This window comes from Hydrogenophaga sp. BPS33 (assembly GCF_009859475.1).
In the GTDB taxonomy this organism is placed as follows: Bacteria; Pseudomonadota; Gammaproteobacteria; order Burkholderiales; family Burkholderiaceae_C; genus Hydrogenophaga.
Window position 1 is genome coordinate 2,394,961 of sequence record NZ_CP044549.1, and the last position, 24,902, is coordinate 2,419,862.

Genomic DNA, 24,902 nt, shown 5'->3' on the forward strand with positions numbered 1-24,902 from the left:
CCGTCGACATGAAAACTCCCTCCCAAGCCCCCGTGGCAAACCCCAACGCCCCCCTCTCCGGCTTCCAATACGCGCGCAGCCAGTTCGAAGAACTGGTCGATCTGGCGCTCTCCCATGCGAAGCAGCTGGGGGCGGTGGACGCGGCCGCTGAAGTGTCCGAAGGGGCCGGCTTGAGCGTCTCGGTGCGCAAGGGCGAGCTGGAAAACGTCGAGCGCAACCGCGACAAGTCCCTGGGCGTCACCGTGTACCTGGGGCAAAAGCGCGGCAACGCCTCCACCTCCGATTTCTCCGCCGCTGCCGTGCGCCAGACGGTGCAGGCCGCATACGACATTGCCCGCTTCACGGCGCAAGACCCTGTGGCCGGTTTGCCCGATGTGGGCGACGTGGCCGATACCTATCCCGATCTTGACCTGTTCCACCCCTGGTCGATCGACTCCGAGGAAGCCGCGCGCATCGCACTGGCCTGCGAGGCCGCCGCGTTGGCGACCAGCCGCAAGATCAGCAACAGCGAAGGCGCGGGCGTGTCGGCGCAGCAATCGCATTTCTTCACCGCGCACCTGCGCGGTGGCGAGCGCGGCAAGCCGGGCATCTTCAGCGGTGGCTACGCCAGTTCGCGCCACAGCCTGTCTGTGGCGCCCATTGCCGGCAAGGGCGCGAACATGCAGCGCGACTACTGGTACAGCTCCATGCGCTCGCCGAACGAACTGGCCACGCCCGAAGCCGTGGGCCGCTACGCGGCTGAGCGCACGCTGGCGCGCCTGAATGGCCGCAAGATCGCGACCACCGAATGCCCGGTGCTGTTCGAGTCACCCCTGGCCGCGGGTCTGCTGGGCAGTTACGTGCAGGCCACGAGCGGTGGTGCGCTCTACCGCAACACCACCTTCCTGCACGACAGCCTGGGCAAGCGCGTGATGGCCAAGCACCTGGACATTTTGGAAGACCCGCACCTGCGCAATGGCAAAGGCAGTTCGCCCTTCGACGACGAAGGCGTGCGCACCGCGAAGCGCAAGGTGCTGTCGGCAGGGCGTGTGCAGGGCTACTTTCTGTCCACCTACTCCGCGCGCAAGCTCGGCATGCGCACCACGGGCAATGCGGGTGGCTCGCACAACCTCACGCTCACCAGCCGGCTCACGCAGCCGGGCGACGACCTGCGCGCCATGCTCAAGAAGCTGGGCCGTGGCCTGTTCGTCACCGAGCTCATGGGCCAGGGCGTGAACTACGTGACCGGCGACTATTCGCGCGGTGCGTCGGGCTATTGGGTCGAGAACGGCGAGATCGCCTACCCGGTGCACGAGATCACCATCGCCGGCAACCTCAAGGACATGCTGCTGGGCATCGAGGCGGTGGGGGCCGATGCCTACAACTACGGCGCGAAAACCACCGGGTCCATCCTGGTCAACCGCATGAAGGTGGCCGGCAGCTGAACCGCTGCCGGTTCGCGGGAGGATTCAGCGCTTGCGCTGGACCTCCAGATTGCGGCGCGCGTCCTCGGGGTAGGCGAAGGTGATGAGGCCTTTTTGCACCTTGCCCATCACCAGCATGTTGTCGGTGACCGCATCCTTGTCGTCCACCGTGAACGGCCGCTCATAGGTCGCCACGACACCGTAGTAGGTGCGTGGGATGTTCTCCAGGGCGGCCTTCATCGCGGGTCCGCTGAACTTGCCGTCGCGGATGCCGAACATCGCATAGATCAGCAGGTACACCGTGTCATACCCTTGCGCGGCGGCCATGGGCACAGCCATCTTCTGGTTGAACTTGCGCGTGTAGCCCGAGATGAACGCGGCACGGCGTTCGTTGCTGGGTTCGGCGATGAAGGTTTGCGCCATGAGCGCGCCCTCGGCGGCCTGCGGGGCACCCGTGAGGAAAAAGGGGAAGGACAGGGGCCACCCGCCGACCAGGGGTACGTCCCAGTTCATCGCGCGCCGGCCATTGGCGATGGTCGCGTTCTCCGGGCCCACGGTGTAGGTGAAGATCACGTTGGCACCCGCGGCCTTGGCGGCGGCCAATTCGCTCGAGAGGTCTTTCACGCCCAGCGGAAACCGCCCGACGTAGGCCGGCTTGACGCCTTTCTGGTCCAAGGCGGCCAACACGTCCTTCATGCCGGCTTCGCCGTAGCCCGTGGTATCGGCAAAGATCGCCACCCGGTTCCAGCCGCGCTTGAGGATGTCATTGACCACGAAGGGTGCCTGGATCGCATCGCGCGGTGCGTTGCGGAAGACGTAGCTTTCTGCAGCCGGGTATTGGGCGGTGACGGGGGTGCCTGCGGAACACGGCACCAGCAAGGGCGATTGCGCCTTTTGGAACACGGGGATCGACTTCAAGGCGACGCCGGTGTTGCAAAAGCCCAGCGTGGCGATCACGCCGTCCTTCATCAGGGCCTGCGATTCCTGCAGGCCGACATCGGGATTGCCTTTGTCGTCTCTCACGACCAGTTCGATGTGTCGCCCCAGGTAACCCCCCACGCGGTTGATCTCGTCGACGGCCAGGCGCATGCCATTGAGCATGGGCAGGCCGAAATCCGACGAGGGGCCGCTGAAGGGGCCGATCGCGCCCACTTTGATGGGCGGGGCGCTGGCGGTCTGGGCCTGCGCGACCATGGGCAGCACCATGGCCAGTGCCAATCCGCCAAACGTGCGGTGCACAAGGGAAGGGGAAGTTCTGATCGAGATCATGCAAAAGGCTCCTGGGGTCTGAAGATCGTCTCAGACTAGAACCTTTGCATGCACTTTTGGGTATCCGTCCAACAGCCTGGGTGTTGGGGTTGGAGCCGGGTCCAATGGCTTGGATCAGCCCGCCAGCGCAGCCTTCACCGCAGCCGAAACCTGGGCCATGTCGGCCTTGCCCGCCAGACGGGCTTTCACGGCGCCCATGACCTTGCCCATGTCGCCAGGCCCCTTGGCACCCAGTTCGGCGACGATGGCCTTGACCTCGGTGGCCACTTCCTCGGCACTGAGGCGTGCGGGCAGATAGGCCTGCAGCACGACCATTTCGGCCTTTTCCTTGTCCACCAGGTCTTGCCGATCGGCCTTGGAGAAGGCCTCGATGCTGTCCTTGCGCTGCTTGACCAGCTTGTCGACGATGGCCACGACCATGGCATCGTCCAGTTCCACGCGCTCGTCCACTTCCTTTTGCTTCATGGCGGCGGTCAGCAGGCGGATGGTGCCCAGGCGCTCGCTGTCCTTGGCGCGCATGGCGGTTTTCATGTCTTCGGTGATCTGTTCTTTCAGGCTCATGGGAGGCTCCTCGCAGTGGTGAATCGGCAATAAAAAAAGCCCGCTTGAGCGTCCTCCAGCGGGCTTGTTCGCGACCGGGCAGGCCCGGTGGCTCGTGCTCAGTACAGCTTCTTGGGCAACTGCATCGAGCGCACACGCTTGTAGTGGCGCTTGACGGCAGCGGCTTTCTTGCGCTTGCGCTCGGCGGTCGGCTTTTCGTAGAACTCGCGAGCGCGCAGGTCGGTCAGCAGGCCGAGCTTTTCAATGGTGCGCTTGAAACGGCGCAGAGCGACGTCAAAGGGTTCGTTGTCTTTTACACGGATGGTCGTCATTGGCGAAAGATATCCAGATTGCGCAGAGAGAGGACGTTCGGGAAGATCGGGCCCGCGCGACATCACTGCAAAAGTCCCGTCATTAACTAGTATTGGCCGACGGGGTTTGCCAGCAAAGCCGGGGATTATAGCTCCCCCCGCCGCGCTGCGCGCGTCCCCCTCAGGGGGCGCTCCCTGGGACCGGCGGAGCCGGATCCTCGGTAGCCCTGGATCTGCGTCGCGCGCTCCGGAGATGGGCTGGGGAGAAGCGGTGGGGCCGGAACTCTGGATGGTGTCTCGCGCTCTGGGGGCGTGCGCGGCGCTATCGGGGTTTGGGGCGTCGCAGCGACTACAGCGCGTGCGCGCAGGCATGGGCGCTGGCCCAGGCCCATTGGAAGTTGTAGCCGCCCAGCCAGCCGGTCACGTCGACCACTTCGCCGATGAAGTACAGGCCGGCCTGCTTCGATTCCAGGGTCTGGGAGGACAGGTCGCGCGTGTCCACGCCGCCCAGCGTGACCTCGGCCTTGCGGTAGCCCTCGGAGCCGGTGGGCGTGAGCTCCCAGCGTGTGAGGCGCCCGGCCAGCCGCGCCAGGGCCTTGTCCGAGGTGTCGGCCACCGGGCGCTGCCAGTCGCTGTCCTGTTGCACCCAGGCTTCGGCCAGGCGACTGGGCACGAGCGTGGCCAGTTCGTTGGCCAGCAGCTTGCGCGAACTCGCCTTGGCGCGCGCCAGGGCGGCGGGCAGGTCGGTGTCGGGGGCCAGGTTCAGGCCGATCGGCGTGCCCTCGCGCCAGTAGCTGGAGATCTGCAGCACGGCCGGGCCGGACAGGCCGCGGTGGGTGAACAGCAGGTCTTCGTGGAAAGCCATGCGCCCTTTCTTTTCTCCGGTTTCGATGGACACCGGCAGCGACAGGCCGGAGAGCGAGGCGTAGGGTGCCCAGGCGCCACCGTCGAAGGTGAGCGGCACCAGGCCGGGTCGCCGCTCCACCAGCCGAAGCCCGAACTGGGTGGCGATGCGGTAGCCGAAGTCGCTTGCGCCGATCTTGGGGATGGACAGGCCGCCGGTGGCGACCACCACGGTGCGGCTTTGCACGGTGCCCTGGTCGGTGTCGAGTTCGTAGGCGCCATCGCCGTTCTGGCGCACCGCTTTCACGCCGCAGGGTTGCCGGCGTTGCACGCCGCCTGCATCGCATTCGCGCAGCAGCATCTGGATCAGGTCGTCGGCCGAGTGGTCGCAGAACAGCTGGCCCTTGTGCTTCTCATGGAATGCGATGCCGTGCCGCTGCACCAGGGCGATGAAGTCGGTGGGCGTGTAGCGCGAGAGCGCCGAGCGGCAGAAGTGCGGGTTGGCGCTCAGGAAGTGCTTGTGGGGTGCGTGCGGGTCGAGGTCGCGGTTGGTGAAATTGGCACGGCCACCGCCCGAGATGCGGATCTTCTCGGCGACCTTGTCGCTGTGGTCGAGCACCAGCACGCGCAGGCCGCGCTGACCCGCGATACCGGCGCAGAAAAGACCGGCCGCGCCGGCGCCGATGACGACGGCATCAAAGTGTTGCATGGTGTGCTGCGGTCTCAGCCTTTCCAGGTGAACGGGAACGCCTCCTGCTTCAGGAAGCCATTGGGCACGTAGTCGCCCAGCACGCCATAGCGTTCGGGCCACAGCTTGGGGCTGTTGACGGCAGTGCCGAAGAGGTGGTCCAGGAAGGCGTAGTGCGCGGCGTAGTTCTTGTCCAGCGCTTCCTGGTCCTGGCTGTGGTGCCAGTGGTGGAAATTGGGCGTGACGATGAGGTAGCGCAGCGGGCCCAGGCGCACGCTCACGTTGGCGTGGTTGAACACGGCCTGGAAGCCAACCACGATGATGTAGGCGTCGATCACTTCCTTGGAGAAGCCCAGCAGGAAGATCGGGCCGAGCACCAGCGTGCGCGTGATGACGGTTTCCAGGATGTGCTGGCGCGAGCCGGCCATCCAGTCCATGTGCTTGGTGCTGTGGTGCACGGCATGCAAACGCCACAGCAGGGGCACCTCGTGGTACGCGCGGTGGGTCCAGTATTGGGCCAGGTCGGCCACGAGAATGATCAGTGGCAGCGCGACCCAGAAGGGCAGCGTCGCGATCCAGCCGCGCACGCCGTCCACCGGCACCCAGCCAAACAAGTTGTGCACCAGCAGGTTGGTGGCCAGCAGCATGAAGCCGATCACCATGTGGTTGACGATGAAATGGTGGAAGTCGGTCTGCCACTCCGGCCGGAACACGGGCTGGTCCTTGCGCAAGGCGAACAGCTTCTCGATGAAGATGAAAATCAGCGCCGAGCCCAGCAGATCCAGGATGAACCAGTCCAGGCCGACGTAGGGGGTGTGGTCCGGGAAGTTGGGATCGACTTCGACCTGGTGCCCGCCGAGCAGGGCGCTGAGCACGACCAGTGCGAAGGCGAACGCCGAGAGCCAGCGCGCCCGGTTGAACAGCACGTTCACCAGGCTCAGACCACCGGCGATGGCCAGGGCCGCGAGCAGCAGCTGGCGCATCAGTGCCACGTCGTACTGCTTGCGCAGCTCGGGTGTGGTGAGGTACTGCGGAAAGTGGAAGGCCATCACGCCCAGGAAACACAGGATGGCCAGTGTGAGGGCGATCACGCCCGTGATCAGGCCCCCGCCGGGGCGCAGGGCGCCGTGGCTTTCGGTGAAGTGATTGAGTTTTTTGAGCATGCTTCGTCCCTCTCGTGCGCGGTGCGCGCGCGATGGGAGTGTAGCGATGTGCTCAGGCGGCGCGTGCTTGCGCTGTTGTGTGGGACACGGCAGCGGCCACACCGCTGATCACGTCGCCCACGACGATCACCGAGGGGCTGGCCAGCCCTTCGCGCGCCACCGTGGCGCCGAGTTCACCGAGCGTAGTGACGGCATGGCGTTGTTCGGGCAGGCTGGCGCGCTGCACCACGGCCACCGGCGTGGCCGCCGGCAGCCCTGTCAGCAGTTCGCGCTGGATGCGCTGCACACCGCTCACCCCCATGTAGATCACCAGCGTGAGTTTCGCGTCGCGCGCGGTGGCCGCCAGGGCTTGCCAGTCGGTGCCCTCGCAGCCGGGTTTGGCATGGCCGGTGACGAATACCACGCCGTGCGCATGTTCGCGGTGCGTGAGCGGCACGCCCAGCGAGGTGACCGCTGCCAGGCCCGAGGTGATGCCGTTGACCACCTGCACGCGGACGCCTTCGGCTTGCAAGTGCTCCACTTCTTCGCCACCCCGACCGAAGATGAAGGGGTCGCCGCCCTTGAGGCGCACCACCACTTCGCCTTCGCGCGCGGCCATCACCATGAGCTTTTCGATGAAGGCCTGCGGTGTGCTCTTGCAGCCGCCGCGCTTGCCCACGTGCACGATGCGCGCGCGGGCCGATGCGTGGGCAAGCACGTCTTCGCCGACGAGGTCGTCCACCAGCAGCACGGTGGCCGCGCCAATGGCTTTCACCGCCTTGATCGTGAGCAGATCCGGATCGCCGGGACCGGCGCCCACCAGGGTCACGGTGCCGGGCTGGAATTCAGATGGCGAGGGCGGGCGGGTTGGCGTGTTCATGGTGTTGTGCGGCTCGCAAGATGTGTTCCACCTGCAGCGCGATCGGGGTGGGGATGGGTTGCTCGCCGTCGAGCACGGCGCGGATGTAGGCCGCGGTGGCGGTGGCGTCCACGGCCGGCAAGGCGGGCAGCTTGGCCAGAGGCCCTTCCTGCTGCGCCTGCACTTCGGTGCGCGCGCCGTGGCGGAAGACTTCCATGCGCGGCGTGCGGCGCGCGTCGGCCACGGGTTCGCCTTCGGTGCCGCGCAGCAGCAAGGCGTGCGCGCCGGTGAGCGACCAGGTCGCGGCCATGGAGGTGGCGTATTCGGGGTGCGTGTAGCTGCCGACGATGAAGGCCGCGCCCGCGCACGGGTTCATGAGTTTCACCAGGCTGTGCGCCGGGTTGCGCAGGCCGACCGCGCGGCGCACGTCGAGCAGGCGTTTGAGGCCGGGGCTGAGCACCTCGGTGGGCACGAAGGCCAGTTCGCCCGCGCGCAGGCTGCTGGGGATTTCGTGCGAGATCGGTACGCCGAGTTCGGTGAACACGCTGGAGGCGAACACGCGCTTGTCCTCCGTGGCCGTGCCATGCACCAGCACCGCCGCGCCGCGCTGGGCGAGCAGCAGCGCCAGCAGCGGTGTGAGCACGGGCAGTTTGCGTGCCCCGTTGTAGCTGGGCAGCACCACGGTGGTCAGGCCGTTGTCGGGCAGTTTGCGCAGGCGCGCGTGCGCCGCGTCGAGGAAGCCGGCCATTTCTTCGGGCGTCTCGCCCTTGATGCGCATGGCCAGGCAGAAGCCGCCGACTTCCAGGTCGGTCACGGTGCCGTCGAGCACCTGGCCGAGCAGGTCGGAGGCCTGTTCGCGCGTGAGCGAACGGGCGCCGTCCTTGCCGCGGCCGATTTCCTTGATGTATTGGCTGATCCCCATGGCGCGCGATTGTCCGGGAAGTTTGATGACTTGACGTTATATGCACATGGTGTGCTCAGACCGCCTGCGGCGCGGGCGCGGTCTCGCGCACCAGCCGCTTGAGTTCGGGCACGCAGGAGCCGCAGTTCGTGCCGCACTTCAGGCCGGCCTGCAGCCTGGCCAGGCGCTGTGCGCCATCGCCGCCACAGGTTTTCAGCTCGGCGCGGATCGCGTCTTCGCCGACGTTGAAACAGGTGCACACCTGCCGTCCTTTGGCGGCGATGGCCACGGGGGCCTTGGCGCCAGGCATGAGCAGCAGGCGGCCGTAGGCCGCGGCGGGCAGTTCGTCTTGCAGCAGGGGCTTGATCCAGACCTCGGCGCGCGTGTCGCCGGCGAGCACGAAAGCCTCCAGCCGGGTGGATTCGCCCTGGCGCACCAGGCGCGCGGTGCGGCGCTGACCCAGGCGCTTGTCGGCGTAGCGCAGCGCGTCGGGGGTGGCCAGGCCCAGCAGTGCTTCGATGCGCTCGACCACATCGACCTCGGGCGCATCGTGTGCGGCGGCACGGAACAGCACGCCGTGGCGCTCGCGGCCCGGGGCTTCGGCCAGGGGCACGCCGTTGGAGAACGGCACGCAGGCCGCGAACGGAAATTGCGCCATCAGCGCGCGCAGGCCTTCCCGTGCGGCGAGGGCCTTCGTCTCGGGCAGCCAGCCCACCGCCAGCAGCGTCCAGGGCAGTTCGGCCTTGAGCACCTTCACCGCCGCGTGCTTGAGCTCGGGTTGTTTCGAGGTCGGGCAATAGGCCGAGGTGGTGAGCGCGTTCACGCCCGCCAGCGGCTCGCCGGCGCTGCTCAGGCCGCTCAGGTATTCCGCGCCCCAATGCATGGCGATGAAAGCCTGCGACAGGCCGACCTCGGCCGAGGCCTGCGCCGGCACCAGGATGGAGCCGCGTTTGCTGGTGACGTGGACCAGGTCGCCGTCTTTCAGGCCGCGGCGCTCCATGTCCTGCGGGTGCAGTTGCACCGCCGGTTCGGCGACATGGCCGAACAGGCGGCCGAGCGTGCCGGTGCGCGTCATGCCGTGCCATTGGTCGCGCAGGCGGCCGGTGGTGAGCGAGAACGGGTAGCGCGATTCGCGCGGCTCGGCCAGGGGCACGTAGGGCAGGGCGGCGAAGCGGGCCTTGCCGTCGGGCGTGGGGAAGATCCCGTCTTCGTACAGGCGCGCCTTGCCTTGCATCTCGCTGGCCTTGAGCGGCCATTGCTGCGGGCCTTGCTGTTGCAGCATGGCGTAGTCCAGGCCGGTGATGTCGAGGTCGCGTCCGCGCGTGGATTCGCGGTGTTCGTTCCAGATGGATTCGGCGTCGAGGTAGGGAAACAGCGTGGGCTGGCCAGGGCGCAGCCGCGCCTGGAGCCGCTGCGCGACATCGACCACGATGGCCCAGTCGTGCCGCGCCTGGCCGGGCGCGGGCACGGCCGGGCGCACGCGGCTGATGCGGCGCTCGCTGTTGGTGACGGTGCCGTCCTTCTCGCCCCAGGTGGTGGCGGGCAGCAGCAGATCGGCGTAGCCGCAGGTGGCGGCGCTGGCGTAGGCTTCCTGCACCACGACGAACTCGGCGCGCTGCAGCGCGCGGCGCACCGTGTTCTGGTCGGGCATGGACTGGGCCGGGTTGGTGCAGGCGATCCACAGCGCCTTGATCTCGCCATCGGCCGCGGCCTGGAACATCTCCACCGCGCTCTTGCCCGGTGTCTCGGGCACGGAAGGCACACCCCAGAGCGCGGCGACTTCGGCGCGGTGCTGCGGGTTGGCCAGGTCGCGGTGCGCACTCAGCAGGTTGGACAAACCGCCGACCTCGCGCCCGCCCATGGCGTTGGGCTGGCCGGTGAGGCTGAAGGGGCCGGCGCCGGGCTTGCCGATCTGGCCGGTGGCCAGGTGCAGGTTGATCAGCGTGGCGTTCTTCGCGGTGCCGCTGCTGCTCTGGTTCAGGCCCTGGCAGTAGAGGCTGAGGGTCGCGGGCGATTGCGCGAACCACTGTGCGGCGGTGAACAGGTCTTCTTTTTTCAAACCGCAGACCTGTGCCACGCGTTCGGGCGTGCAGTCGCGCACCAGGGCCTTGAGCGCGTCGAAGCCGGTGGTGTGCGCGGCGATGTACGCGGGGTCGACCCAGCCCTCCCACAGCATGATGTGCAGCAGGCCGTGGAACAACATCACGTCGCTGCCCGGTTGCAGCGGCAGGTAGAGGTCGGCGAAGCCTGCGGTATCGGTGCGCCTCGGGTCGGCCACGATCACCTTCATGGCCGGGTTGTTCTGCCGCGCTTCTTCGATGCGGCGGAACAGCACCGGGTGCGCGAAGGCCGCGTTGCTGCCGACGAAGAACAGGCACTGCGCGTGGTTCACGTCGTCGTAGCAGGTGGGCGGTGCGTCCGCGCCCAGCGTGAGCTTGTAGCCGGCCACCGCGCTGCTCATGCACAGGCGTGAGTTGGTGTCGATGTTGTTGGTGCCGATCAGGCCCTTGGCCAGTTTGTTGAAAACGTAGTAGTCCTCGGTGAGCAGCTGGCCGCTGATGTAGAAGCCAACCGCATCGGGGCCGTGTTCGGCGATGACGGACGCGAAGCGCTCGGTGGCGAGGTCCAGCGCGGCGTCCCAATTCATCGGCTGCGCAGGCGCGCCGCGTTGCAGGCGTTGCATGGGCTGCAGCAAGCGCGTCTGCTGGGCGAGGGCGGGCGTGGCGGTGAGGTGCAGCGTCTGGCCCTTGGTGCAGAGCTTGCCGAAGTTGGCCGGGTGTTGCGGGTCGCCGCGCACGGCGGTGATCTGGCTGCCCACGCTGTCGATCAGCACGCCGCAGCCCACGCCACAGTAGGGGCAGGTGGAGCGGGTGGTGACTTGTCTTCCTCCCTCTCCCGCTTGCGGGAGAGGGTTGGGGTGAGGGTTTTCGCCGGAGAAGAACATCACGGGGCGGCCCTCACCCTAGCCCTCTCCCGCGAGCGGGAGAGGGGACAAGGCACGGCGCGCCGGCCCGGCTACCGGGCGCGTCAGGTCGGTGGCGTGCGTGGTCAGTTCTCCCGCATCCAGGTGCACCATGCCATCCTCCACCTTCACCGCAAAGCGCGGCGTGCAGCCTTCGTCGGGCTCTTTCGCGCAGCCGCTGTCCAGGCCGATGGTCCAGTTGTGCATCGGGCATGCCACGCTGGTGCCGAAGACGATGCCCTGGCTCAGCGGGCCGCCTTTGTGCGGGCAGCGGTCGAGCAGGGCGAACACCTCGTTGTTGCCGTTGCGAAACACCGCCACGTCCAGCCCTCGTTCGCGCTGCACGCAGCGCGAGCCGAGCACGGGAATGTCGTCCACGCGGGCAATCGGGATCCAGGTCGTGCTCATTGTTGTTCCTTCGGCTTCGCCTGCGGTGCGAGCTTGCTTGGGGCGGCCCGGCGCTGCGCTCATGCCGCGCTCCCTTCCAGTGCCACGGCTTTGATCGGAATGAACTGCCGGGTGTCCACCGCCGCCTTCTGGTGTTCGAACCACGGGTCGGGCTCGCCGTCGAGCGCGAACTGCAACTGCGCCCACAGCGCCTTGCGGCCTTCGTGGTCGTCCAGGATTTTTTTCTTCACGTAGTCCAGGCCCACGCGGTTCACGTAGTGCACGGTGCGCTCCAGGTACCAGCCTTCGAGGCGGTAGAGCTGCATGAAAGCGCCGGTGTACTCCATCACTTCCTCGGCGGTCTTGAGCTTGGTGAAGAAGTGCGCCACCTCGGTCTTGATGCCGCCGTTGCCGGCAATCACCATCTCCCAGCCGCTGTCCACGCCGATGATGCCCACGTCCTTGATGCCGGCTTCCGCGCAGTTGCGCGGGCAACCGCTGACCGCGAACTTCACCTTGTGCGGCGCGTACATGCGCCACATCGCGCGCTCCAGGTCCTTGCCCATCTGCGTGCTGTCCTGCGTGCCCATGCGGCACCACTCGCTGCCCACGCAGGTCTTCACCGTGCGCAAGGCCTTGGCATAGGCGTGGCCACTGGGCATGCCGATGTCGTTCCACACCGCCTGCAGGTCTTCCTTCTTCACGCCCAGCAGGTCGATGCGCTGCCCGCCCGTCACCTTCACGGTCGGGATCTTGTACTTGTCCACCGCGTCGGCGATGCGGCGCAGCTCGTCGGCCGTGGTCTCGCCGCCCCACATGCGCGGGATCACGCTGTAGGTGCCGTCCTTCTGGATGTTGGCGTGCGCGCGCTCGTTGATGAAGCGGCTCTGCGGGTCGTCTTTCGCTTCTTTGGGCCAGGTGCTGATGAGGTAGTAGTTCACCGCCGGGCGGCAGGTGGCGCAGCCGTTGGGCGTGCGCCAGCCCAGGCCTTCGAACACCGCGCCGATGCTCAGCAGCTTGTTCTCCCGGATGGCATCGCGCACCGCCTGGTGGCCGTGGTCGGTGCAAGCGCACATGGCCTTGAGCTTCGGGGTGGCCGAATAGTCGCCGCCCGCGGTGAACATCAGGATCTGCTCGACCAGACCGGTGCACGAACCGCACGACGCGCTGGCCTTGGTGTGCTTGCGCACCTCGTCGAGCGTGAACAGACCTTTGTCCTTGATGGCCTTGCAGATGCTGCCCTTGGTGACGCCGTTGCAGCCGCACACCTCGTCGCTGTCGGCCATGGCCGCGGCCTTGCTGTGGCCTTCATGGCCCACGTCGCCGATGTTGGATTCACCGAACATCAGCTTGTCACGGATGTCGCTCAGGCTGCGACCTTCGCGCAGCAGCTTGAAGTACCAGCTGCCATCGACCGTATCGCCGTACAGGCAGGCCCCCACCAGCTTGTCGTCCTGGATCACCAGTTTCTTGTACACACCGCCCGCCGGGTCGCTCATCACGATCTCTTCGGTGTGCTCGCCGCCCATGAAGTTGCCGGCGCTGAAGAGATCGATGCCGGTGACCTTGAGCTTGGTCGAGGTGAGCGAGCCCACGTAGCGACCGATGCCGAACTCGGCCAGGTGCGTGGCCAGCACCTTGCCCTGTTCGAACAGCGGCGCCACCAGGCCGTAGGCGATGCCGCGGTGCGCCGCGCATTCGCCCACCGCATAAATGCGCGGGTCGGTCACGGTCTGCATCGTGTCGCTCACCACGATGCCCTTGTTCACGTGCAGGTGCATCGACTCGGCCAGCGCGGTGTTGGGGCGGATGCCCACGGCCATCACCACCAGGTCGGCGGGCACCTCGGTGCCGTCCTTGAAGCGGATCGCCCGGACCCGGCCTTTGGACGGGGCCCCTTCCCCATCCTCGCGCCCCGCCTCGTTGCCCACGAGCTCCTGCGTCTGCGCGCCGATCAGGAACTGCATGCCGCGTTGTTGCAGCGATTGCTGCAGCAGCTTGCCGGCCACGTCGTCGAGCTGGCGCTCCATGAGCCAGGGCGCGACGTGCACCACGCTCACCGTCATGCCGCGCTTCATCAGGCCGTTGGCCGCTTCCAGGCCGAGCAGGCCGCCACCGATGACCACCGCGTGCTTGTACTGCGTGGCCGCGTCGATCATGGCCTGCGTGTCGGCGATGTCGCGGTAGGCCAGCACGCCTTGCAGGTCCTTGCCCGGGATCGGCAGCATGAAAGGGTTGGAGCCGGTGGCCATGATGAGGCGGTCGTACGGCGCTTCGATCACGCCGCCGTTGCCGTCGCTGGCGCGCACCACGCGCTGGATGCGGTCCACCTCGGTCACGGTCTTGCCCGCGTGCAGGGTGATGCCGTTGTCTGTGTACCAAGCCCAGTCGTTGAGCACGATCTCCTCCAGCGTCTGCTCGCCCGCGAGCACCGGCGAGAGCAGGATGCGGTTGTAGTTGGGGTGGGGCTCCGCGCCGAACACCGTGATGTCGTAGAGATCGGGCGCGATCTTGAGCAGCTCTTCGAGCGTGCGCACACCGGCCATGCCGTTGCCCACCATCACCAGTCTTGACTTCTTCATCGTGGCTACTCCATCCAGTTTGTGATTCGCTTGATCTGATCGGACGCACACACCGCGCAGGGTCCCGGGGCGCACGCAGGCGCTCGTGGCGGGGCATGGAAACGGCGAGGGTGTGCAGGGGTGCCGGCCAGGGGCCGGGCAGTGGCGCGCCGCACGGCGGGCCCTTCAATCGCTGCGCACGTCGTTGTGCACAGCTCCCACGACGCTGCGGTCGGGGTCAGACGCTTCGTCACGTCTGCATGTGCCAATGCAAAACGTGTGCCATATCATCGAGACCCCCGCGAAGCTTGTGGTGTGGTGAGGCGTTCGCGTGGCACGTCCTGTGCTGCGGACAAGGCCTCGAAACGCCTCTCTTCCTCTCTCAAGTTCTTGATTCCTATGACATCCGCGCTGGTATTTCGCAGTGGCGCTGCGGCCGTGCTGCCGCTCGCGCAAGACCTCCAGGCCATCGGCATCGAGGTGCTCGCGCAGGAGGACGGCTGCAGCAAACTGGTGCAAGCGGCCGTGCGCCATGCACCAGATGTGGTGATTGGCGAGGTGTCCACGCCCGGCGATGGCTTGTTCAAGGCGACCCAGGCCCTGGCCGACACGGCGCCCTGTCCGGTGATCGTGTTCACCGCCGACATCGACGCAGGCCGCATCGAGCAAGCCGTGGGCGCAGGCATCCACGCCTACGTGGTCCAGGGCTATGGCGCGCAGCGCTTGCGCCCGCTCATCCATCTGGCGCAGGCGCGCTTTCGGCAAGAGCAGGCCCTGCAGGCGCAACTGCGCGACGTGTCCCAACGCTTCGAGGAACGCAAGTCGGTCGAGCGCGCCAAGGGCATCCTCATGCGCGCGCGGCAGCTCACCGACGACGAAGCCTTTCAGGTGTTGCGGACCGCCTCCATGCACAGCAACCAGCGGCTGGGGCAGGTGTCCGAGCACATCATCCAGTCGGCCCATTTCGCTGAAGGCGTGAACCGGGCCGGGCAGTTGCGCATGCTGTCGCAACGCGTGGTCAAGCTCTACCTGCTGCGCCTGGCCGAGGTGCAGGCCCGCACGCAGGACGCCTTGCTCGACGCTTCGATCCAGCGTGTCGACGCCAACATTGCCCAGCTCGACAAGACTTTGTCGGCCGCCACCTTTGGTGACCTGCTGGCCCAGGTGGTGGCCACCTGGCAGCGCCTCAAACCCGCGCTCAAGGGCAAGCCCGCGGCGGGGCAACTGGCCACGGTGGACGCGCTGGCCGAACGCCTGCTGCAGGAGGCCGAGCGCCTCACCTCGGGCCTGGAGAGCGCGGGTGCCGCGCCGCCGCTGAAAGTGCTCAACGTTGCTGGGCGCCAGCGCATGCTGTCGCAGCGCTTCGCCAAGGGCGCGCTGATGGCGCTGCTGGAGCCCGCCACACCCACCGGTGAAGCCGCCATGACGCTGGCGCAGCGCGAGTTCGAAGCCGGTCTGGCGCTGCTCCAGGGCCTGCCCTTGTCCACGCCTGAGATCCGCCAGACGCTCGACGCCGCGGCGCGCGAATGGGCGTTGCTGGTCGCTGGTGCCACGCACTTGCAGCGGCCCGCCGGGCGCGACCGGCTGCTGCGGCTGGAAGGCCTGGCCAGTGCCAGCGAGAACCTGCTCGAAGGGTTTGAGCAACTCTCGGCGCATTACGAGCGCAGCATGCAAATGCTGATGGGGTGATCGAGGGCCTGCACCAAGTTGGGCCCTTTTCTTGCTTGGGTTGGTGCATGGCTTTTGACATCGACATCGGCTTCGCCTGTCAGGCGGGGCGCAAGGACCACAACGAAGATTTCTGCGCGGCCATGCTGCCGCCCGGCGGGCAGGAAGACATGGGCTCGATCGTGGCCGTCGCCGATGGCGTGAGCACCGGCGGCATGGGGCGCGAGGCGGCGCAGACCACCGTCACCAGTCTGGTGCGCGACTACCACAGCACGCCCGAAACCTGGGACACCACCGTGGCGCTGGACCGCATCATTGGCGCGCAGAACGCGTGGCTGAGCGGGCTCAACCGCAGCCGCCAGCCGGCCATGGGCCTGACCACGCTCACCGCACTGGTGCTGCGCGGCCAGTCCTACACGCTGGCGCACGTGGGCGATTCGCGCTGCTACCTGCTGCGCGAAGGCCAGACGCTGCGGCTTACGCATGACCACGTGGTCCCCCACCCCGACATGCAGCACCAGCTGCTGCGCGCCGTGGGCCTGGAAGACCACCTCGTGGTCGACTACGTGCAAGGCGACTTGCAGGTGGGCGACACCTTCGTGTTGCTGACCGACGGTGTGCACGGCAAGTTGCTCGATCGCCATCTGGCGGTGTGCGCCGATTCCGCCGTGGCTGCGCAAGACGCCTGCGAGCGATTGGCCAGCGCCGCTCTGGCCGCTGGCAGCGACGACAACCTCACCGCCATGGTGGTGCGTGTGCGCGGCCTGCTGGCCCCCAATCTGGAAGACGCCAGCCGCGCGGCCGAGGTGCTGCCGATGGCGCCGCGCCTCAAGGTGGGCGAGCAGATCGACGGTTTCGTGGTGACCGCACCGGTGGCCGACAACGGCATCAACCTGCTCTACCAGGTGCGCGACCCGGCCACGCAGACGCTCTACGCGCTCAAGACGCTGCACCCCGCGCGCGCGCACGACCCGGGCGAGCGCGCCATGCTGGCGCACGAAGCCTGGTTGTCGCGGCGCATGCAGTCCTCGCGCGCGGCCGACAACCTCGTGGGCCTGCACCACAGCCTGCCCAATGGCCAGACGCGCAGCGCGTATTACCTGCTGTACGACTGGCACGGGGGCGAGACCCTGCAGCAACTGCTGGACCGCTCGCAACGCTTGGCGCCTGGCCAGGCGGTGCAGATTGCCATGCAGGCCTTGCGGGTGCTCGGCCGCATGCACCGCCAGGGCGTGATCCACCGTGACATCAAGCCCGCCAACCTGCACCAGGGCGACGATGGCGTGCTGCGCGTGCTCGACCTCGGCGTGGCCCTGAGCGGGCGCGAGCCCGAGAGCATGCGCCGCCTGCATGCCGGCACGCCGAGCTATGTGAACCCCGAGCAGTGGGGCTACAACAGCCGCGCGCCCTCGGGCAGCGCCGACGCCCACGCCCAGGCCTTGCCCGACGCCGGCAGCGACCTGTTCGCGCTGGGCGTCACGCTCTACCAGTTGCTCACCGGCCGCCTGCCGTACGGCGAGGTGCTGCCTTACCAGGTGGGGCGCTATTACCGCGACCCGACACCACCGAGCCGGCACAACCCCGAGGTGCCGATCTGGCTCGACCACGTGGTGCAGAAGGCGGTGGCGCGGGAGCGGTCGCAGCGCTTCGAAACCGCCGAGGAGTTTCTGCTGGCGCTGGAGCGCGGTGCATCGCGCCCGCTGACGGTGCCGCCGGCATCGGCGCTGTTGCAGCGCGACCCGACGATGGTGTGGAAGCTGTTGCTGGGGATCAGCGTGTTGTTCAATCTGTTGTTGATCTACTGGCTGTTGTTCCTGCCCACGTAAAGGTCACACGGCGCGTGCACGCCCCCCTTTTTAGTTACGGCACGCTGCGCTTAACTTTGCTGCGCAAAGTTAGCCTCCACTGAAAGTGAGGCACAACGCTGCGCGTTGCAACGGCTGCGCCGTTCACGCGCTGCGCGCGCGGCCTCCCTTTTCCGCCCAGGTCCGTGTCCAGCGCAACTGCATGAACCGCATCATCCCCAGCGCGCACAAAGCGAGCACTGCGAACAGCGCGAAACCCCAGAAGTAGGTGCCGGTGTATTGCCGCGACAGGCCCATCGCATTGGGCACCAGGCCACCGCCAAGGGCGCCGATCTCGCCGATCATGGAGCCCGCCACGGCCGTGGTGAGCGGCCAGCGCAAAGGCACCAGCTGGAACAGCGCGCCATTGCCCGCGCCCAGCGCGGCGAAGCACAGCATCATCAGCAAGGTGGTGACCACCAGTGAACCACCGGCCAGGCCGCAAGCCAGGAGCGTGACCGAGACGATCACGAGCACGGCCGTCAAGGTGTTGATGCCGCCCCAGTGGTCCGAAATCCAGCCACCGAAGATGCGCAGCGCCGCGCCCATGAAGGCCGCCAGCATGGTGAGCTGGCCGGCCTGCACCTTGCTCACGCCGAACTGGTCGTAGTAGTAGCTCGGCAAGAAGGTGGTGAGGCCGATGAAGCCGCCGAAGGTGATGGCGTAGATGGCGCTGAAGGCCCAGCCGTCTTTCTCGAACAGACAGGCCGCGTGCTCGCGCAAGCCAGCGTGCTTGTCCACGTCGTCGGGTTCGCGCGCGAACACGACCATGACCAGCACCGGCACCAGTAGACCGATGGCCGCCATGCCGTACACCGACTGCCAGCCATAGGCCTGCGCCAGCTGCGGTGCGAACAACGCCGACAGCGAAGTGCCGACATTGCCGGCGCCCACCAGACCCATGGCCAGCCCTTTGTAGCGCGCTGGAAAAGAACCCGAGCCGAGCGACAGCGCCACACCGAAACTCGCGCCTGCAATGCCCAGCAGCACGCCCATGGCCAGCAAGTCGTTGAACGTGTCGACGAAGAAGTAGCCGAACAGCAGCGCGATGGCGATGCCGCTCATTTCCACCAGTGTGGCGTTCTTGCGGCCAATGTATTGCGCGAGCACGCCGAGCGGAAAACGCATGAGCGCGCCAGCGAAGATCGGCACCGACAGCATGAGACCGAGCTGCGCCGGGCTCAGGCTGAGCGCGTCCTTGATGAAGGGCGCCATCGCGCCATTGGTCACCCACACGCCGCAGCAGTAGGTGAAGTAGATGAAGGACGCCAGCAGCGTGGGACTGTGACCGGCTTTCAGGAACGAACGGAATCCCGCCATGAGATGGACCTTGGAGAGTGGGGTGTGGGATGGGGCGCTCGCACGAACGCACCGATCCGGGCGGCCGGTGGGTGAGAGCGTGCACGGGCTGCCCCAGAAAAGGGCAGGTGCGCATGTGCGGCAAGGCCATCGTCAGCCTTGCCATCCCATTCGACGCAATATCCATGCCCAAACCGGATGTGCCGGCGGGCGTGTCCTTCGGGAGCCTGTGGGCAGAGAACGTGTGGCTCAGGCCTTCATCGCCACCGGTGTGTCGTGCGCCGAAGCGGGGGACGCTGCGCGGCTCGGCGCGATCAGCTCGATCTTGCGCTGCTTCTCGTAGAGGAAGGTCAGGATCTCCTGGCGGCAGTGGTTGTACGCCGGGTCTTCGGCCAAGGCGATGCGGTTGCGCGGCCGGGCCAGCGGCACGTCCAGGATCTGTCCGATCGTGGCCGCGGGCCCATTGGTCATCATCACCACGCGGTCCGACAGCAGCACCGCTTCGTCCACGTCGTGCGTGATCATCAACACCGTGTTGCCGAGTTCGCCCTGGATGCGGATCACCTCGTCCTGCAGGTGGGCGCGGGTGAGCGCGTCCAGCGCGCCAAAGGGCTCGTCCAGCAACAGCACCTTGGGCTCCATGGCCAAGGCGCGTGCGATGCCCACGCGCTGCTTCATGCCGCCGGAGATCTCCGAAGGCAGGCGGTGCAGCGCGTGCGACATGTTGACCATGTTCAGGTTGTGCAGGATCCACTCCTTGCGCTGCGCTGGCGTCTTGCTCTGGCGGAAGATCTTGTCCACCGCGAGTTCGACGTTCTGGTACACGGTGAGCCAGGGCAGCAGCGAATGGTTCTGGAACACCACCGCGCGGTCGGGTCCGGGTGCGTTGACTTCGCGCCCGTCGACGATGACGCCGCCGGTGGTGGCGCGCAGCAGGCCGGCCACGATGTTGAGCACCGTGGACTTGCCACAGCCCGAGTGACCGATGAGCGAGATGAATTCGCCGCGCCGGACCTGCAGGTCGATGTCCTTGAGCACCGGGTTGATGGCGCCGTTGTTGCCTTTGAAGGTCATGTCGACCTGGGAGATGCTGAGGTAACCGTGGGTCATGATGGGCTCCTGATGCGAAGGATGTTCAAGTGGCGGTGGTGCCTCGCGTGACCGCGCGGCCGATCCAGGCGACCACGCGGTCCAGCAGGAAGCCGATGAGGCCGACGTAGACGAGCGCCAGGATGATGTCGCTGATGCGCGAGGAGTTCCACGCGTCCCAGATGAAGAAGCCGATGCCCACGCCCCCGATCAGCATCTCTGCGGCGATGATGGCCAGCCAGGACAGCCCCACGCCGATGCGCAGGCCCGAGAAGATGAATGGCGCGGCTGCCGGCAGCATGATCTTCACGAAGTACTCGACCCCGTTGAGCTGGACCACCCGTGCAACGTTGCGGTAGTCCTCGGGTATGTTGCGGATGCCGATGGAGGTGTTGATGATGATCGGCCAGATCGAGGTGATGAAGATGACGAAGATGGCCGAGGGGTTGCCGTCCTGGAAGCCAGCCAGCGAGATCGGTAGCCAGGCCAGCGGCGGCACGGTGCGCAGCACCTGGAAGAGGGGGTCGAGGCCGCGCAACGCCCATGTGGACTGACCCACCAGCACCCCCAGGCTCACCCCCACGATCACCGCCAGCGAATAGCCGTACGCCACCCGCTGCAGACTGGCCAACAGTTGCCAGGCCACGCCAACGTCGTTGCCGCCGTTGTCGTAGAACGGATGCACGATCAATTCCCAGGTGTCCTTGACCACCTGGGTGGGCGGGGGAAGCGCGGCGCCGGGACGCGAGCCGACCAGCTCCCAGATCAGCAGCAGCACGCCGATGATCACCAGGGGCGGCAGCACATGCGAGCTGAAGACGTGAAGGGTGGACTTCAGCCACTGGGGGAACGAGGGCGGCGTCGATGCGCTCGCCTGCCGGATCGGTGTGATGGTCTCGGTGCTGCTGTTCATGCGGAACTCCGTCGGGGGGGCGTTTGGACGTGCGGACTGCGCTCAGGCGGCCTTGATGTACTTGATGGGCAGGCTGTCGAGGTACTTCTTCGGGTTGGCCGGGTCGAACACCTTGCCGTCGAAGAATTTCTCCACGCCGCGCGAGGTGGACGTGGGAATGTCCTTGGCGGCCACGCCCAGCTCCTTGGCGGCGGCGCGCCACAGGTCTTCGCGATTGACCTTGGCGATGAGGGCCTTGGTGTCCAGGGTCGTGGGCAGATAGCCCCAGCGCTGGTTCTCGGTCAGGAACCACAGGTCGTGGCTCTGGAACGGGTAGCTCGCCTGGTCCTTCCAGAAGCGCATCTGGAATTTGCTGTTGGCTTCGATGCGGCCGGTGCCGTAGTCGAAGTCGCCCTTGACGCGGTCGATCACGTCGGCCACGGGTGCGTTGATCCAGCGACGGCGCGAGCAGATCTCGGCCACCTCGGCGCGGTTGGCCGGGTCTTCGCACCACATCTGCGCTTCCATCACGGCCTTGAGCAGTGCCTTGGTGGCATTGGGGTTGGCCTGTACCCAGTCGGCGCGCATCGCGAACGCCTTCTCCGGGTGGTTCATCCACAGCTCGCTGGTGGTGATGGCCGTGTAGCCGATCTTCTGGTTGATCAGCTGGCGGTTCCAGGGCTCGCATACACAGAAGGTGTCCATGCTGCCGACCTTCATGTTGGCCACCATTTGCGCGGGAGGCACCACGATGGTGGTGATGTCCTTGTTCGGGTCGATGCCGCCAGCGGACATCCAGTAGCGGATCCACAGGTCGTGCGTGCCACCGGGGAAGGTCATGGCCGCATTCACCGGCTTGCCGGTCTTCACGCGCTTGGCGATCAGCGCCTTGCCGAACGCCTTGGTGTCGGCGCCCACCTTGAGATCGGCGTATTCCGAGCCTACGGAGATGCCCTGGCCGCCCAGGTTCAGGCGGGCCAGGATGTTCATCGGCACCGGCACGTTGTTGGCCGTTACCGCGCCGGTGGTGATGAGGTAGGGCATGGGCGTGAGGATGTGGCCGCCGTCGATGCCGCCCCTGGCCGACCCCAGCACCAGGTTGTCGCGCGTGGTACCCCAGGAGGATTGTTTGAGCACCTCGACCTCGGTCATGCCGTGCTTCTTGAAGAGCCCCTTTTCATCGGCGACGAACAGGGGTGCGGCGTCGGTCAAAGCGATGAAGCCGAGCTTGGCCGCCTTGGTTTCCAGCGCCGTCGAGGCCTGCACGCGGGTGCTCCACAGGCTGCCGGTCAGGGCGGCGGCGCCCAGCGCTGACGATTTCTGGAGCAAGGCGCGGCGGGACGTGTTGGCGTTGGCGGAAGCGTTTTTCATGGCAAGACTCCTATGGGGCGAGAAAGGACGAAACACAAAGACAGACAGAGCGCGAGTGCCGGACCCCAAAACAAAAACGGCGCCCATCGCATTCCGGGCCGAAACCAGGAGCGCAATGGACGCCGTTGTCCGTGTCTGGGGAGACGGCAGGCCCGACCGCCATTGGTCGGGCTTGCATGCCCATCCTTAAGCAGTTCGCGTGCCAGCCCGGCTCATGAAAACGCCGGCACTGGCAAGTGGTTGATTCCAAAAGAAAACACGTGCGCGGCCTGCGCGAAAGCCTGTGCTGCGGCGCGCATCCGGGAGCGGTTCAAACTGGTGCACGCGCAGGTGTCGGGCACACAATTTGTGCGGCGCAACATGGGTTGCTGGCCGGCGGGTTCATCGAGGGGGGAGAACTTCGGCCATGGAGAGCACCGCCTCGGCCACGTCGATCAGGCGCCGGTTCTGGTTCATGGCCATCTGGCGCATGGTCTTGTGCGCCGCTTCTTCGCTGAGCTGTCGGTGTGCCATCAAAAGTCCTTTGGCGCGTTCGATCACTTTGCGCTCGTTCAGGCGGGCGCGCACGGTATCGAGCTCCTCGCTCATGTTCTGCAGACGGCGTGCCTGCTCTTGCACCAACTCCAGGATCGAGCGCTCCAGTTGCAACCCGTATCCCTGGGGATTGGCGACATAGGCCGCCGGCGCGTTCGGGCCGAGTGCGGGCGCGTCCTCGAAGAAGGACATGGCGCCGGCGCCTGTGGCCGCTGGATGCAGCGACTCGTAGGACGACAGCTCATCCCGGGCCAGGGCGACCTTGTCCTCGCATGCGCGCAACAGATCCAACGCCAGGCGGTCCTCGACCGCCTTCATGCGATCGATGCGCTGGCTGCAGCAATCGAACCAGGCTTGGCTGAGCTGCGGGTCCAGCACCGCGCCGTGCGCCACGGTGCACAGCACGCGCCGCAGGCGCTCGAGCTCCGCCAGGGTGGCACTGTCCTGGCTGGCCTGCCAAAGATCGAAGTTGCGGGGCTGCGCGAATGCTCCGAACACCTCCAGGCATCGCTCCTGCGACTCGACCAGATGCAGCAGGCGATGTTGCTCGGCGTTGTCGGCCCGGCCCGAGGCAAAGAGCGCAGACCCCGCAGCGCGCTCCTGTCCCGCGAACTCCTTGCCCTGCATGAAGTTGAATCGCGCCACCAGCAGGCGCGAAATCTCGGGATCGCTTGCGCTGTCGGCGGCTTCGAAGACGACGGCGAGCAAACCCGAGATCAGGCGCACATAGGCGTCGGTTGACTGGCGTGTGGTCCATTGCAGCGACGCTACCCGTTCGCGCAAGCCGTCCAGCGCATCGAGGCCATGCAGCACATAGGCGATGCGGCTGAACAGGCGCGCGCCGTGGCCCACGCTTGCCGATGCCGTGTCGAGGTTGTCGAAACAGGCCCGCAGCTCCTTTTCCACTTCCCGGCATTCCTCGATTTGCTTCTGATGGGACGGCTGGAATTGGTGGCCATGGGAGCCGATCAGCAGGTTGGAGAGCCCGCGCTCTCGCTGCAGGCCGTGGATGAGACGACCGGTGACATTCACCAGCGCGCTGGTGAGTGCAAGCTGCTGCAACTCGTCGATTTCGCAACGCTTGGCGGCCAGGAGAAAGCTCAGTCCAGACTTCATGGTGGAGGGACAAGTGGCAAGTCCCCGTGGCGAGAGCAACAAGCATGCCGCCCGTACACTTCCCGCATGCTGATATTGGGAATCGAGTCGTCCTGCGACGAAACTGGCGTCGCCCTGGTCGACGCCAGCGGCAGCGCCACGCCGCGCCTGCTGGGGCATGCGTTGCACAGCCAGATCGAGATGCACCAGGCCTACGGCGGTGTGGTGCCCGAACTGGCCAGCCGCGACCACATTCGCCGCGTGCTGCCCTTGACCGATGCGGTGCTGGCGCAAGCCGGCCTGCCCCTCTCGGCGATCGACGCCGTGGCCTACACCCGTGGCCCGGGCCTGGCGGGGGCGCTGCTGGTCGGCTCTGGCGTGGCTTGCGCGCTGGGCTTCGCGCTCGGCAAGCCGGTGGTTGGCGTGCACCACCTCGAAGGCCATCTGCTCTCGCCCTTTCTGAGCGCCGACCCGCCCGAGTTCCCTTTCGTGGCCCTGCTGGTATCGGGCGGCCACAGCCAGCTCATGCAGGTGGACGGCGTGGGCCGCTACGAATTGCTGGGTGAGACCATCGACGACGCGGCCGGGGAAGCCTTCGACAAGTCGGCCAAGCTGCTCGGCCTGCCGTATCCCGGCGGCCCCGCGCTCTCGCGCCTGGCGCAGCAGGGTGATCCGCAGGCCTACAAGTTTCCGCGTCCGCTGCTGCACAGCGGCGATCTGGACTTTTCCTTTGCCGGCCTGAAGACCGCGGTGCTGACCCAGGTGAAGCGCCTGGCCCACGCCCAGCTCGACGGCCCGGCCACGCCACACCTGGCCGACCCGCTGAGCGCGCAGCAGAAAGCGGACGTGGCCGCCAGCGTGCAGGCCGCCATCGTCGAGTTGCTGGTGAAGAAGTCCATGGCGGCGCTGCGCCAGACCGGCCTGCGCCGGCTGGTGGTGGCCGGTGGCGTGGGCGCCAACGCCTTGCTGCGCGAGCAGCTGGGCGCTGCCTGCGCACACAAGGGCGTTCGGGTGCACTACCCGGAGCTGCATCTGTGCACCGACAACGGCGCCATGATCGCCCTGGCCGGCGGCATGCGGGTGCAAGCGGGGTTGGCCGACATCGCCTCCCCCGACGGCGAGGGCTACCGCTTTGACGTCAAGCCGCGCTGGCCATTGGCCGACCTGGGGGCATCACCCACTCCGAAATGACCCGCTGTGCGGTCGGCGGTGTTCCATAATTATGAATTAGACTGTCGCGCCGT

At 66.9% G+C, this 24,902-nt stretch carries 19 protein-coding genes; 4 read left to right on the forward strand and 15 right to left on the reverse strand.

Annotated elements, in window-relative coordinates:
• Nucleotides 1-8: 8 nt before the first annotated feature.
• On the forward strand, nt 9-1,424 hold the full coding sequence (pmbA, locus tag F9K07_RS11155) for a metalloprotease PmbA (protein WP_159592904.1): 1,416 nt from the start codon (nt 9-11) through the stop codon (nt 1,422-1,424).
• Between the two features lie 24 nt (nt 1,425-1,448).
• On the opposite strand, the gene F9K07_RS11160 is transcribed toward pmbA, so the two are convergent.
• From F9K07_RS11160 to nirB, 10 genes are all read right to left on the reverse strand, one after another.
• Nucleotides 1,449-2,609, reverse strand: coding sequence for an ABC transporter substrate-binding protein (locus F9K07_RS11160; RefSeq protein ID WP_159596896.1), 1,161 nt, complete (start codon nt 2,607-2,609; stop codon nt 1,449-1,451).
• A 177-nt stretch (nt 2,610-2,786) separates the two neighbouring features.
• Nucleotides 2,787-3,233: a GatB/YqeY domain-containing protein gene (locus F9K07_RS11165; RefSeq protein WP_159592907.1), complete on the reverse strand. Its 447-nt coding sequence runs from the start codon at nt 3,231-3,233 to the stop codon at nt 2,787-2,789.
• Between the two features lie 98 nt (nt 3,234-3,331).
• Nucleotides 3,332-3,544: a 30S ribosomal protein S21 gene (rpsU, locus tag F9K07_RS11170; RefSeq protein ID WP_056273869.1), complete on the reverse strand. Its 213-nt coding sequence runs from the start codon at nt 3,542-3,544 to the stop codon at nt 3,332-3,334.
• A gap of 328 nt (nt 3,545-3,872) precedes the next feature.
• Nucleotides 3,873-5,075, reverse strand: coding sequence for an NAD(P)/FAD-dependent oxidoreductase (locus F9K07_RS11175; protein ID WP_159592910.1), 1,203 nt, complete (start codon nt 5,073-5,075; stop codon nt 3,873-3,875).
• A 14-nt stretch (nt 5,076-5,089) separates the two neighbouring features.
• Nucleotides 5,090-6,217, reverse strand: a complete 1,128-nt coding sequence (locus F9K07_RS11180) for a sterol desaturase family protein (RefSeq protein WP_159592913.1) — start codon at nt 6,215-6,217, stop codon at nt 5,090-5,092.
• A gap of 52 nt (nt 6,218-6,269) precedes the next feature.
• A complete protein-coding gene (gene cobA / locus F9K07_RS11185) occupies nt 6,270-7,076 on the reverse strand; it encodes a uroporphyrinogen-III C-methyltransferase (RefSeq protein ID WP_159592916.1) in 807 nt (268 codons plus the stop codon).
• Nucleotides 7,042-7,977 (reverse strand): DNA-binding protein YbiB, encoded by a 936-nt coding sequence (gene ybiB, locus F9K07_RS11190; RefSeq protein ID WP_159592919.1) that lies wholly within the window; start codon nt 7,975-7,977, stop codon nt 7,042-7,044. The genes cobA and ybiB overlap by 35 nt, the downstream gene beginning before the upstream one ends.
• Nucleotides 7,978-8,032: 55 nt before the next feature.
• Complete coding sequence (locus tag F9K07_RS11195) at nt 8,033-10,900, reverse strand: nitrate reductase (RefSeq protein WP_159596897.1); 2,868 nt, start codon at nt 10,898-10,900, stop codon at nt 8,033-8,035.
• An 18-nt stretch (nt 10,901-10,918) separates the two neighbouring features.
• Nucleotides 10,919-11,326, reverse strand: a complete 408-nt coding sequence (gene nirD, locus F9K07_RS11200) for a nitrite reductase small subunit NirD (protein ID WP_159592922.1) — start codon at nt 11,324-11,326, stop codon at nt 10,919-10,921.
• 59 nt (nt 11,327-11,385) lie between these two features.
• Nucleotides 11,386-13,887 carry a nitrite reductase large subunit NirB gene (nirB, locus tag F9K07_RS11205; RefSeq protein ID WP_159592925.1) on the reverse strand — a complete coding sequence of 834 codons (2,502 nt, stop codon included), beginning with the start codon at nt 13,885-13,887 and terminating at the stop codon, nt 11,386-11,388.
• Nucleotides 13,888-14,265: 378 nt separating this feature from the next.
• Here nirB and F9K07_RS11210 point away from each other — a divergent pair, with 378 nt between their 5' ends.
• Both F9K07_RS11210 and F9K07_RS11215 read left to right on the forward strand, forming a co-directional pair.
• The gene (locus F9K07_RS11210) at nt 14,266-15,555 is read left to right on the forward strand and encodes a type IV pili methyl-accepting chemotaxis transducer N-terminal domain-containing protein (RefSeq protein ID WP_159592928.1); all 1,290 of its coding nucleotides are present in this window, start codon (nt 14,266-14,268) and stop codon (nt 15,553-15,555) included.
• A 47-nt stretch (nt 15,556-15,602) separates the two neighbouring features.
• On the forward strand, nt 15,603-17,360 hold the full coding sequence (locus F9K07_RS11215) for a bifunctional protein-serine/threonine kinase/phosphatase (protein WP_159592931.1): 1,758 nt from the start codon (nt 15,603-15,605) through the stop codon (nt 17,358-17,360).
• Between the two features lie 123 nt (nt 17,361-17,483).
• On the opposite strand, the gene F9K07_RS11220 is transcribed toward F9K07_RS11215, so the two are convergent.
• The 5 genes from F9K07_RS11220 to F9K07_RS11240 form a co-directional block, all read right to left on the reverse strand.
• On the reverse strand, nt 17,484-18,698 hold the full coding sequence (locus tag F9K07_RS11220; RefSeq protein WP_159592934.1) for an MFS transporter: 1,215 nt from the start codon (nt 18,696-18,698) through the stop codon (nt 17,484-17,486).
• Between the two features lie 228 nt (nt 18,699-18,926).
• The gene (locus tag F9K07_RS11225; RefSeq protein ID WP_159592937.1) at nt 18,927-19,787 is read right to left on the reverse strand and encodes an ABC transporter ATP-binding protein; all 861 of its coding nucleotides are present in this window, start codon (nt 19,785-19,787) and stop codon (nt 18,927-18,929) included.
• Between the two features lie 25 nt (nt 19,788-19,812).
• A complete protein-coding gene (ntrB, locus tag F9K07_RS11230; RefSeq protein ID WP_159592940.1) occupies nt 19,813-20,679 on the reverse strand; it encodes a nitrate ABC transporter permease in 867 nt (288 codons plus the stop codon).
• 42 nt (nt 20,680-20,721) lie between these two features.
• Nucleotides 20,722-22,029, reverse strand: coding sequence for a CmpA/NrtA family ABC transporter substrate-binding protein (locus F9K07_RS11235; protein ID WP_159592943.1), 1,308 nt, complete (start codon nt 22,027-22,029; stop codon nt 20,722-20,724).
• A gap of 381 nt (nt 22,030-22,410) precedes the next feature.
• Complete coding sequence (locus tag F9K07_RS11240) at nt 22,411-23,679, reverse strand: nitrate regulatory protein (protein ID WP_159592946.1); 1,269 nt, start codon at nt 23,677-23,679, stop codon at nt 22,411-22,413.
• 66 nt (nt 23,680-23,745) lie between these two features.
• Between F9K07_RS11240 and tsaD the strand changes: the two genes are divergently transcribed.
• The gene (gene tsaD, locus F9K07_RS11245) at nt 23,746-24,849 is read left to right on the forward strand and encodes a tRNA (adenosine(37)-N6)-threonylcarbamoyltransferase complex transferase subunit TsaD (protein WP_159592949.1); all 1,104 of its coding nucleotides are present in this window, start codon (nt 23,746-23,748) and stop codon (nt 24,847-24,849) included.
• Nucleotides 24,850-24,902: the final 53 nt, after the last annotated feature.

Excerpts from the sequence above, each read along its gene's own strand:
- pmbA (WP_159592904.1), top strand. The coding sequence starts at position 9 with ATGAAAACTCCCTCCCAAGCCCCCGTGGCAAACCCCAACGCCCCCCTC.
- F9K07_RS11160 (WP_159596896.1), bottom strand. The coding sequence starts at position 2,609 with ATGGTGCTGCCCATGGTCGCGCAGGCCCAGACCGCCAGCGCCCCGCCC.
- F9K07_RS11165 (WP_159592907.1), bottom strand. The coding sequence starts at position 3,233 with ATGAGCCTGAAAGAACAGATCACCGAAGACATGAAAACCGCCATGCGC.
- rpsU (WP_056273869.1), bottom strand. The coding sequence starts at position 3,544 with ATGACGACCATCCGTGTAAAAGACAACGAACCCTTTGACGTCGCTCTG.
- F9K07_RS11175 (WP_159592910.1), bottom strand. The coding sequence starts at position 5,075 with ATGCAACACTTTGATGCCGTCGTCATCGGCGCCGGCGCGGCCGGTCTT.
- F9K07_RS11180 (WP_159592913.1), bottom strand. The coding sequence starts at position 6,217 with ATGCTCAAAAAACTCAATCACTTCACCGAAAGCCACGGCGCCCTGCGC.
- cobA (WP_159592916.1), bottom strand. The coding sequence starts at position 7,076 with ATGAACACGCCAACCCGCCCGCCCTCGCCATCTGAATTCCAGCCCGGC.
- ybiB (WP_159592919.1), bottom strand. The coding sequence starts at position 7,977 with ATGGGGATCAGCCAATACATCAAGGAAATCGGCCGCGGCAAGGACGGC.
- F9K07_RS11195 (WP_159596897.1), bottom strand. The coding sequence starts at position 10,900 with ATGTTCTTCTCCGGCGAAAACCCTCACCCCAACCCTCTCCCGCAAGCG.
- nirD (WP_159592922.1), bottom strand. The coding sequence starts at position 11,326 with ATGAGCACGACCTGGATCCCGATTGCCCGCGTGGACGACATTCCCGTG.
- nirB (WP_159592925.1), bottom strand. The coding sequence starts at position 13,887 with ATGAAGAAGTCAAGACTGGTGATGGTGGGCAACGGCATGGCCGGTGTG.
- F9K07_RS11210 (WP_159592928.1), top strand. The coding sequence starts at position 14,266 with ATGACATCCGCGCTGGTATTTCGCAGTGGCGCTGCGGCCGTGCTGCCG.
- F9K07_RS11215 (WP_159592931.1), top strand. The coding sequence starts at position 15,603 with ATGGCTTTTGACATCGACATCGGCTTCGCCTGTCAGGCGGGGCGCAAG.
- F9K07_RS11220 (WP_159592934.1), bottom strand. The coding sequence starts at position 18,698 with ATGGCGGGATTCCGTTCGTTCCTGAAAGCCGGTCACAGTCCCACGCTG.
- F9K07_RS11225 (WP_159592937.1), bottom strand. The coding sequence starts at position 19,787 with ATGACCCACGGTTACCTCAGCATCTCCCAGGTCGACATGACCTTCAAA.
- ntrB (WP_159592940.1), bottom strand. The coding sequence starts at position 20,679 with ATGAACAGCAGCACCGAGACCATCACACCGATCCGGCAGGCGAGCGCA.
- F9K07_RS11235 (WP_159592943.1), bottom strand. The coding sequence starts at position 22,029 with ATGAAAAACGCTTCCGCCAACGCCAACACGTCCCGCCGCGCCTTGCTC.
- F9K07_RS11240 (WP_159592946.1), bottom strand. The coding sequence starts at position 23,679 with ATGAAGTCTGGACTGAGCTTTCTCCTGGCCGCCAAGCGTTGCGAAATC.
- tsaD (WP_159592949.1), top strand. The coding sequence starts at position 23,746 with ATGCTGATATTGGGAATCGAGTCGTCCTGCGACGAAACTGGCGTCGCC.